The 3,211-nt window shown below is 35.3% G+C and carries 6 protein-coding genes; 4 read left to right on the forward strand and 2 right to left on the reverse strand.

From position 1 onward, the window contains the following. Positions 1-626 precede the first annotated feature (626 nt). The 4 genes from tnpA (at position 627) to HRT72_08215 (ending at position 2,095) form a co-directional block, all read left to right on the forward strand. Positions 627-1,058, forward strand: a complete 432-nt coding sequence (gene tnpA / locus HRT72_08200) for an IS200/IS605 family transposase (GenBank protein ID NQY67690.1) — start codon at positions 627-629, stop codon at positions 1,056-1,058. Between the two features lie 115 nt (positions 1,059-1,173). Further along, positions 1,174-1,464: a pyridoxal-phosphate dependent enzyme gene (locus HRT72_08205; protein ID NQY67691.1), complete on the forward strand. Its 291-nt coding sequence runs from the start codon at positions 1,174-1,176 to the stop codon at positions 1,462-1,464. Then, entirely contained in the window at positions 1,431-1,559 is a 129-nt protein-coding gene (locus HRT72_08210) for a hypothetical protein (protein NQY67692.1), read from the forward strand. Before HRT72_08205 ends, HRT72_08210 begins: the two co-directional genes overlap by 34 nt. Next, positions 1,505-2,095 (forward strand): T9SS type A sorting domain-containing protein, encoded by a 591-nt coding sequence (locus HRT72_08215; GenBank protein NQY67693.1) that lies wholly within the window; start codon positions 1,505-1,507, stop codon positions 2,093-2,095. Before HRT72_08210 ends, HRT72_08215 begins: the two co-directional genes overlap by 55 nt. 329 nt (positions 2,096-2,424) lie before the next feature. Here the strand turns inward: HRT72_08215 and HRT72_08220 are convergent, their stop codons facing one another. Further along, positions 2,425-3,003, reverse strand: coding sequence for a hypothetical protein (locus HRT72_08220; protein ID NQY67694.1), 579 nt, complete (start codon positions 3,001-3,003; stop codon positions 2,425-2,427). Positions 3,004-3,013: 10 nt separating this feature from the next. Next, a partial coding sequence (locus HRT72_08225; protein NQY67695.1) for a T9SS type A sorting domain-containing protein occupies positions 3,014-3,211 on the reverse strand: 198 nt, incomplete at its 5' end.

A 3,211-nucleotide genomic window follows, 5' to 3' on the forward strand; every position in this document is an offset into this window, starting at 1 on the left:
AGAAATTAAGACTTATATATTAGATAGAGGGTTGTTCGAAAGAGCAGCCCTTTTTTTTGTAGGATTATCTTAATTGAATGCAATCACACACACTTCTTCTTGTCCGTCGTAATTAAAATATTCTTTAATAAGACCTAATAAGTTCATGGATGAAATTAAATTCATCCAGTGTTCCTGCGATAGTCTTAAGGTGTTCGGTTCTATTGAGTATGTAAAATTGTTGCATTCAAAGCAAATGTCCAAATAATCTAGTTTCCCACCGTTATACATTAATATGCTATGGATTAAAGCACGCAGAACCTCCTGATACTTTAACTTCTGAAGATAAACCGAAAATTAAAACATTCGTCTGTTCTTCAGCCAGTCAATAATACTCTCTTAACAATAATGTCTGGATTAATAGTGCCAGTAGAAAGCAAAGAGGGTCTTTTGATGACTTGACCAAGGCTATCGCACACATTAAATCTATATTTTTTAAGCGTTTGATGACTTATGATTACAATGCTATCGCTACTTTTTAATCAGAAAGAATTCTCCGAGGCTCTGCCTCGGGGTCTAGCGGAAAAGTTTGAAAAACGGCAGGTTTTCAAGTTGGAATTTAAGTTTTGATATGTGAGTGAACATATATTAAAAGTCATAATAAAACGCTTCTGCTTTATCATTTTGTTTTCCCGTTGAAATATAGGCGAAAAGCAATAAGTAAGCCTGTGGGAGAAAGTTTGAAAGAGATTTGTATAGAAATCAGCTATCGTTATGAATTACAATTCATTGAAATTGGATATGAAAGTGACCATGTTCATTTCTTGATTCAGAGTATTCCATCATATTCAGTTTCAAAAATTGTAACATTATTGAAAAGTATTACGGCAAAACAATTGTTTTTACGTCATCCTGATCTTAAAGTAAAGCTTTTGGGTGGATTTTTTTGGACAGGTGGTTTTTACGCTAATACGGTTGGTCAATCTTCAAATGAAGAAGTGATACGAGCTTATGTGAAAAACCAAGGAATGGAAAAAGAATATCATAATTTACATAAAGAACAACTTAATTTGTTCTGAGATACCTCGATGGCTCTGCCTCGGGGAGCTTCATTAAGATATCACTTAGATGATTACTCCAAAAATAGTGTGCAAAAGTACAAGCAGAAAAAATAAAATTCAAACACGAAATAAAATGGATATAATCAGAGAAATAGAATTAGCTGAAGAAAGAATCAGGCTATTCATTTTAAGAACGCCATTAATTGAGTCGAAAGAGTTGAGCAAGTTGATCGAGGGGAAGGTCTACTTAAAACTGGAAAGTGAGCAATATACTGGCTCATTTAAAGCCCGGGGAAGTATGAATAAACTTCTTTCATTGACTGACGAAGAAAAAGAAAGAGGAACAATTACTGCGGGGTACACACACACACACACACACACATTACAGCTATGGGGTCTGATACTTCAGAAAAACAGGAGTTAGAAGGTAAAGTACTGGCTAAAGCAGATCTCGTGGTAAATATTTGTATGACGGCAATGGCAATTCAGACTTACAGGATGATACTATCAACTATGTAGAACAGTATGGTTCCTCAGTTAGTAGACCAACTTTTGAAGTATTAAGTTTGGCAGCCCTTGCAACTTATCAAGTTCAATGGTTCTACACTGATAGAACAAATAATCCTTCCGGTATTTCTAACTCAAATTTAATCAGTTTAGGAATTACCAATAACGAAACTCAATTGAATGCGAATGCAACGGGAGAATTAACAATAACAGCACCTTATATGACTGATGCAACCTCACACGATTATGCTTTTATTATTTCTCAATATGAATCATCACAAGAAAAAAAGTCAGGAAACTTTATTGATGAAGATGCTAATTCTCAACTAAAAGTCCTCCCCAACCCTAACAATGGGAAGTTTCAATTGGAATTGGATAACAATGAAGAGTTGGCACATGTTACCGTCTTCAATGTAATGGGCAAGCAAGTATTTGTTAGTACCATTACGGGCAACCAGTTCAGCATCGACATTAGCGATAGGGGTATTTACATTGTTAGCGTACAAATGGGCGATCAAATACTCAATAAGAAGATTGTGAAACAATAATCGTTACGAAACGAAACAAATAACAAAAACAGATTATTTTGCATATGACTCCTAGTAAAGGAAGCTATCTGCAAAGGTTGCTGTTTTCCACAGGCTGAGATTCTTCGTCCTATTAATAGCAAGGGTAGATTTGTACCTCTGAGCTATTCCAGAAATACAGATAACACGGTGGTGGTCGGCAAGCATGAAAAGTACAGTAGGTGACTAGAGTTATTCAAACCGTTATCTTATTTTTCTATCCGAAAAGTCCAGGTTTGTTTGGAGACGTACAGAGGAGGCTACATTTTTCGGGAAGACTATATTGGAACTTCAACCGATGATTCTATATCTTAATAGTTAGATATAACTATTTTATTAACCTGAACCGAGCAATCTGAAAAGCGTTTTATGTGTATATAAAGACCACTTAACGTTGGTAGTTTATCATACTTTTTACCAGCCAAATCAGACCATGATTCTGATACTATTGTTGAATTAGATAGTACGTTAGCTTCTATTGCAGTAGCTCCTATTGAAAGCTGTAGTGTTCTAATTTCCTCATAACTACTATTGTCATCGCTTATTTCCACTTTTAAAGTTCCAGTGCCGTAGACAGAACCAGGAATTATTTTCACGTAAAGTATGGCTGCTGAATTAGGAAGCATTAGAAAATTTGAAAATCCAGTTCCTATAGGATGGCAAATCTGAGGATCGCACATTTGGAAAGTCCATCCAGATGGGAAGATCACATCATATATTTTCATGGAGAACTCCTCGTTGATTGTTGAAGAGCTTGTAAATATTCCTGTAAAATCAGTTGTAACAGGGCTAACGATGTTAACAGTAGTGTCTTCAAAGTCTAGCTGAAAGAGTTGTGCAGAAGAGATAATCGGAAATACCAGAATAATTAATAGTGTTAGAACTTTCATGATTGAAGTTTTAATGGGATAAACAAACTCTTGTCGTGTACACTTCCTCGTTAGAACGGATGAAGATGGAATAAATCCCATTTTCAAAATTAGATAAGTCGATAGTAGTGAGTTCTGAATTATTTGGTAATTCCTTACGTGTTACAACTCTTCCCAAAGCATCTACAACAGTAAGTATAGAATTGGCATCGGATGCATATTCGAGATG

The sequence above is a fragment of the Flavobacteriales bacterium genome, assembly GCA_013214975.1.
Lineage (GTDB): Bacteria > Bacteroidota > Bacteroidia > DT-38 > DT-38 > DT-38.